Raw genomic sequence first — 6,098 nt, 5'->3', positions numbered from 1 at the left:
GGAGGAAGGAACAACAGCACCAGAGATGATGTTGTTACCGTACAGTAAGCTTCCAGCAACAGGCTCGCGGATTCCATCGATGTCCACGGGGGGAGCGGCGATGAAGGCGATGATGAAGCAGGTGGTGGCGGTTAAGAGAGTGGGGATCATCAGTACACCAAACCAGCCGATATATAGGCGGTTTTCGGTGGAAGTCACCCAGCTACAGAACCGTTCCCACAAAGACGCGCTTTCGCGACGTTGTACTGTGGTAGTCATAATTCGATTAGTGCTATTACTTCATGATTTGATTGAAGCAAGGCAAAATTTTTGCCTCATCTTTAATGGTATTCATATTCATTTGAATCTTCCACTGGTTTTATTAATTAATTGAATATTTTACATAAGTTATACTTATTAATTAGAAATCAAAGTAGATATAAGGTAAACCGCCTTCAGGCGCTAACAACCACACTGCGTAAAGGCACAGCGGCACCAATAGCAACTTCAGGGGCCAGTTGAGTTGTAACTTCAGACCCCGATGAATCCCATAAACACCCGCCATGAACAGGGCAACGATGACTAACAGCAGTGTAAACTCGAAGCGTTCTAAGCCAAAGGCTGTCAAATAAACATTTTCGGCAAACTGCACATCGGCGGGTTGACCCCAGAGGTTCTGAATCACAAAGCCAGCTTGTTTGAGATTAGGTAGCCGGAAGAAAATCCAAGACATGAACACCATCCATTGCGTAATTGCCCACGCCACTAGCACCCCGAATCCCGTTTGCCACCATCCTTTTAACCAAACAAAGCGCTCTGATAGCGTTTGGGTTAAGCGATGCACCACTAAAGCCAAACCGTGCAATCCTCCCCACACGACAAATCCCCAAGCCGCACCATGCCAAATGCCAATAATCAGCATGACCACAAACAAGTTGAGACAGGTTCGACCTAATCCTTTGCGTGACCCACCTAAGGGAAAATAGAGATAGTTGCGAATCCAATCCCCTAACGTAATATGCCAGCGTCGCCAGAAATCGGCAATGCTGGTACTAAAGTAAGGAAAATTAAAGTTTTCGGGCAGGTTAAATCCCATGAGGATAGCACTCCCCCGGGCAATATCGACATAGCCGCTAAAATCCAGATACAGTTGTAATCCGTAGGCAAAAATAGCCAGCCACAAATCGCCACTACCTGCCCGTTCTAAGTTGCCAAAACACAGATCAACAAAAATTCCGATGCGATCCGCCAAAAGAGCCTTTTTCACCGCACCACTAGCAATCAACCATAATCCTTCACTCAGACGATCAAAACTGGGAAATTGGATATCTTTAAACTCGCTAGCAAACTGATGGTAACGAGTAATAGGTCCTGAAATGAGTTTCGGGAAAAACAATTTGTAGGTCGCAAATTGTAAGCCCTGGCGCGTCGCGGGTGCGCCTCGATATACATCAATTAGATAGGCAATACATTCAAAAACAAAAAACGAAAGTCCCAAGGGAGCAATTAAGCGATCGCTAATCCAGCTTGCCCCCTCTCGCGCCACGGGTAAATTCAAGGGGGCGGAGATATTCGTCAGGATAAATGGGACATACTTGAAGCTGACCAAACAGAGAATATTTAATCCAATCCCTAGCCACAAAAGTCTCAAACGTTGCTGATTCCAAAGTTCTTGTGCCATTAACCACTCTTCATTGGAGAGATGGTTATTGTTGAGATGCGACCCAGGGGATGTATTGACCGCAATTTTCTGCCCCAAGTAAAAATTCAGCCAAACTACAAACAAGAGCAGCGGAATGTATTGAATTTGTAAGCTGCTATAAAAAAGCAAACTGGCAATTAGCAGTACCCATAATCGCCACGATGAAGAACGCTGGCTCCAGTAAATAAACAGGACACCTAGCAGAAACAACCCGTAAGTGATGGAGATAAATGCCATTTTTTTAGGAAATGGGGAATAGGGAGCAGAGGGAGCTGGGGGAGCTGGGGGAGCAGAGGGAGCAGAGGGAGCTGGGGGAGCTGGGGGAGCTGGGGGAGTTGGGGAAGCTGGGGGAGTTGGGGAAGCTGGGGGAGCTGGGGGAGCTGGGGGAGCTGAGGGAGCTGGGGGAGCTGGGGAAGCTGGGGGAGCTGGGGAAGCTGGGGGAGCTGGAGGAGCTGGGGGAGCTGGGGGAGCTGGGGAAGCTGGGGGAGCTGGGGGAGATGAGGAAGTTAACTCAAAACTCTACCTTACCTGTTACCTGTTACCTGTTACCTGTTCCCTGTTACCTGTTCCCTGACCAATGACCAATGACCAATGACCAATGACCAATGACCAATAACTAATCCCCAACTAATAACGCCCAGGGAATCATCGGGTCTTTCGCCAACTGATTAGAAACTTCATAAGCTCCAAAGCGATTCAGATGACTGGGGTCAGAAAAATGATCGGGTTTGCCGAGTAATAATCCACTTAAATCCCGAAAAATGAGTTCCCGTTCGACAGCATTCGCGTGCATGTATTGCTTAAATTGCTGTTCGTACTTAAGACGGACGGGATCTAAGTAATCGTTGGTCAAGGGTAGATTCACAAAAACCACAGTAATGTCATGTTCCTGAGCAAATGTTAACAGGGCATCAAATGCCTGATCTTGCTTACCCCGAAGCTGGAAGGATTGATAATCGCCATCATACGCCCCCGCCACTCTGGGATGGTTCTGATAGTACGTTTCTGGGTCAAAGCGAATGGATAAGGGCAGGAAACCATCCATATCAATGGACATATCCTGGTCTAAGCCTTGCTCGGGTTCAGCCGAACTGGAGACATTGGGCAAGGTTTTCACCAAGGAGACAAACTGAGCTCTCAATAGGGATTTGAGTTGATCCCGTTGGGGATAGGTTGAGGATAGTCCTGCCAAAAGTTGATTCGTTCCCTCGTCAATGGATTGATAACCTCTCCTCAATGCTGCCAACGGCTGGGAGGTTTGGTTGGCTTGAGTTGATGACTGACCGGGGGTATTGGGAAATGTGCCAGCATTAAGCTCACGGTAGCCTTCTGAATCTGCGATCGCCTCAAAGGTAGCATCCACTCGACCACTATTAAAGGCGCGAGCGCCATCTGCCACGATAATTAATTTCGGCAATTGATCCGGGGTGAGAATTCGGCGCGTCATTAAGTCTACAATCTGAGCCGTGGCACCATTAATGCCGAAATTAAACACATCAATGCCTGAATACCCCTCAACTGCTAATGCCTCTTCTAATGCCACCGGATCAATGCCACGCATGGCTCGGGAACTGCCCATGATTAACACATCAGGGCGATTGCCTTGTTGCAGGCGCTCTTGGTAAAGGGCTAACTTTTGATCGAGCAGTTGGTTATTAAACGGGGGATTCGAGGAACGGGCGAGGGCTAACATCGCCGCTTGAGTGGCATCTCCTCGCTCCGAGGGTAAGGAATCATCAATGATAATGCTTTTGTCTCCTTCGCGGGTAAACCCAGAGGCGTTGAAGTCTTCGGCATCCTGATTATCCTGTTGTAACGAAAGTTCAGTCAAATCTACCGGAATCGGTGACTCCTCTGCTGCTGATACCGCATCTCGCCTGGGTAAACTGCCTTGGGGTTGCAGGATGCGACCAACGGGTCGGTCAATCAGAAACATCAGCAATAAGCCCATAAGCCCCCACACCAATGACACTTTTACCGCTTGCGACGATTCAGAACTGGTGCGTTGGGTATCGACGGTGACACGTTGATTGTCTGGGGTGGGGACAAAAAGCTGGGTCGAACACAACCAGCGTCCAATTGTGCCAACGGCGGTTTTTGACCTACGCTGTAAATCATCTTTGAGCGTTGTGTCTGGTTTATGCTGATGCGATACCGATTGTTCGGTGGGAACAACTAACTCGCTAATGTCTGTATTAGAGGTAACAAATTCGGGAGTGGATTCTGAGGTCAACCGTCGGCGTTCGCTAAAATCTACCCCATAATTCCAGGCGGGAGAGGTTGAGCCAGCAGAACGTCCGTAAATCCGGGCTCCAGCGATATTGGGGATGGCAAGCTGACGCAGCAGCCGTACAATGGGTAGGCTCACTTGCGCTTTAGAGGGACACAGCGGTGCTTCGCTCATAATGTGCAGCAAGTCGTGTTGACGACGCACTTTGAGCTGAATCCCACCCGTGGCTAGTCGCTGATCCAAATCTGGATTGAGCAACCGTTGTAGCAAAAAGGTGAGGGCATTTAGATTGCCCTGTTGCCCCAATGTATAGCTAGAAGGGGCGAGTTGGGGTTTTTCACTCGCGGGTAAGGTTACCCAATCCACCCAGACGGGTTTTTCCGGTTCAGGTTCGAGGGAAAAGTAATCCGATTCAACGCCATAAATGGTTGCCGCTTTAATCCCTTGGGGCTTTAATGATTTGATGAGAGGCGCGATCGCATTCATGGCAGTGGTTTGGTCAGGAACTGGGGTTTTGCCCAGATCCAAGGCACTGCAAAACAGATGCAGGGTAGTTTCTTTCAAGACAGCCCGCACCGTCATCCCCACTCGCGCTAGCATTTGATTCGATAGTGTGGCGATCGCTTGCACATCTCCCCAACGCGCCCAATCCTTAAGCATCACGTCAGAGGGCGTCAAATCCACCCGCACCATCCATTCTGGTTTGGCTTCTCCGCGCACTTGAGCGCAGATGGCGGCGTCTTTAAACTCAGTTAGTTCCAGCGAGCGTAACTGCTGCACAATAGGTTCAGACAGTAGTGCTACATCTGGGCTATAGTTCGACGTACAGATCACCCACAGCCGCCGATGATAAGGTTGTGAGGACTGGGAAATTTTGGGTTTTTGCTTGACGAGGGACTGTTCTCGATTGTCCTTCGTTGGCAAGTCCTGAATCTGGACATTGACACTCACACCCAAATGACTCAGATTAGCACTGAGATACCGAGCGATCGCGTCTGGGGAACCCGAACGGGCGAGACTTTCATGGGAGATGACAAACGCTGACTGAGCGGGTGTTGTTTCCCACGAGGACTCAGGACGAGATTCAGTGTCATGGGTATCGGTGTTGAGGCGAATTTCCTTGACCCATTCCGGACGTGATTGGGAAACTTGACGCCCGTAGATAATAATTTGGTAGATCGGGGTTTCCAGATCGAGCGGAAAGCTCGTCGTTTCTGGCTGAGCTTTAAGAGCTTGGAGTAAGCGATTGACGACTGTTTGAGCGGGAATACGTTCACGGCTTTCACAAAGAATATGTAAATTATTCCCTCGTAACCGGACTCTCAGGCACACCCCCGGTTGACCGATGGCATCGTATACCCATTGAGCCAAAGAGGACGGATGATTGTTGTAGTTGCGCTCTTCGACATCCAACATTACAAATTTGTTACCTGAACTGATGACGGCGGCTGATTTTTTCTCTCATGATTGCACATGAGCGCAAAAAACGGGGGAGTTAGGGGCAGAGGGGGTAGAGACGTGCCATGGCGCGTCTGGGAGCTGGGAAATTGGGAGCAACTATAGTCTAGTATCAAATTGGGATCGGTCTTGGTCTTTGTCAACGATTAACTGTTGTTCGTGCGAGGTTGAATTTTAGTTATGGCATCAGTGAACCCAGATCCACAGGTAGCAGTCAACCCCTTACCGGAGTCCGCTAAACATTCAGCAGACCTCTTATTAAGTTTAGCGACAGGTCCAATGATTGTAGGGGTGATTTCCCTAAACACGATTGGCTCATGGCTGCAACAGGTAGGGGAAGCCAGCGAGGAAGTCTTTCGGGGCGATCGCTTACCGATTTTACCCTTCCCAGATCCCCCGCCCTCCTCTAACGACTGCGTGCAGAGCCAGTAGTGGCGTAACACAGCTAAACTTGTGAAGTAGATTTTACCGATAGAAGCGATGGTGAAGGCTCCTGCGCTCTATAGCCAGGAGATGAAACCGAGCAAACCGTCTAGGTAGCGAATTTATTCGCCAGTCAAATAATCCGGATAACACTCAGCCAACAATTCAGTAACATTGCAAAAGGTCGAGCAAGTGTTTAATCTGATTTACGAGTTTAAATTAAAGCCAACTTCCGCCCAAATAGCCACTTTTGCTGAGTGGTTAGAACAATGTCGTAGGGTCTATAACTATGCTCTTTGTGAGCGG

General features: G+C 49.0%; 5 protein-coding genes and 1 pseudogene. 3 read left to right on the top strand and 3 right to left on the bottom strand.

All coding sequences use genetic code 11. The annotated features are described in order from the left end of the window. Both RIG66_RS04375 and RIG66_RS04370 read right to left on the bottom strand, forming a co-directional pair. Positions 1-258, bottom strand: a pseudogene (locus RIG66_RS04375) (photosystem II q(b) protein); the annotation flags it as partial. A 142-nt stretch (positions 259-400) separates the two neighbouring features. Continuing rightward, complete coding sequence (locus RIG66_RS04370; protein ID WP_446375560.1) at positions 401-1,918, bottom strand: MBOAT family O-acyltransferase; 1,518 nt, start codon at positions 1,916-1,918, stop codon at positions 401-403. An 11-nt stretch (positions 1,919-1,929) separates the two neighbouring features. On the opposite strand from RIG66_RS04370, the gene RIG66_RS04365 reads away from it, so the two are divergent. Beyond that, entirely contained in the window at positions 1,930-2,262 is a 333-nt protein-coding gene (locus tag RIG66_RS04365) for a hypothetical protein (protein ID WP_446375558.1), read from the top strand. A gap of 35 nt (positions 2,263-2,297) precedes the next feature. Here RIG66_RS04365 and RIG66_RS04360 read toward each other — a convergent pair whose 3' ends face one another. Beyond that, the gene (locus RIG66_RS04360; protein ID WP_446375556.1) at positions 2,298-5,327 is read right to left on the bottom strand and encodes a DUF1574 domain-containing protein; all 3,030 of its coding nucleotides are present in this window, start codon (positions 5,325-5,327) and stop codon (positions 2,298-2,300) included. Between the two features lie 222 nt (positions 5,328-5,549). Here RIG66_RS04360 and RIG66_RS04355 point away from each other — a divergent pair, with 222 nt between their 5' ends. Further along, a complete protein-coding gene (locus RIG66_RS04355; protein WP_446348494.1) occupies positions 5,550-5,801 on the top strand; it encodes a hypothetical protein in 252 nt (83 codons plus the stop codon). Between the two features lie 183 nt (positions 5,802-5,984). Next, positions 5,985-6,098, top strand: a 114-nt coding sequence (locus RIG66_RS04350) for a helix-turn-helix domain-containing protein (RefSeq protein WP_446375562.1), incomplete at its 3' end; no start/stop codon positions are given.

Origin of the sequence: Coleofasciculus sp. E2-BRE-01 (assembly GCF_040221695.1) — a bacterium.
In the GTDB taxonomy this organism is placed as follows: Bacteria; Cyanobacteriota; Cyanobacteriia; order Cyanobacteriales; family Coleofasciculaceae; genus Coleofasciculus.
This window is presented reverse-complemented; position numbering and strand designations above follow the sequence as displayed.

Excerpts from the sequence above, each read along its gene's own strand:
- RIG66_RS04360 (WP_446375556.1), bottom strand. The coding sequence starts at position 5,327 with ATGTTGGATGTCGAAGAGCGCAACTACAACAATCATCCGTCCTCTTTG.
- RIG66_RS04355 (WP_446348494.1), top strand. The coding sequence starts at position 5,550 with ATGGCATCAGTGAACCCAGATCCACAGGTAGCAGTCAACCCCTTACCG.
- RIG66_RS04365 (WP_446375558.1), top strand. The coding sequence starts at position 1,930 with ATGGGGAATAGGGAGCAGAGGGAGCTGGGGGAGCTGGGGGAGCAGAGG.
- RIG66_RS04370 (WP_446375560.1), bottom strand. The coding sequence starts at position 1,918 with ATGGCATTTATCTCCATCACTTACGGGTTGTTTCTGCTAGGTGTCCTG.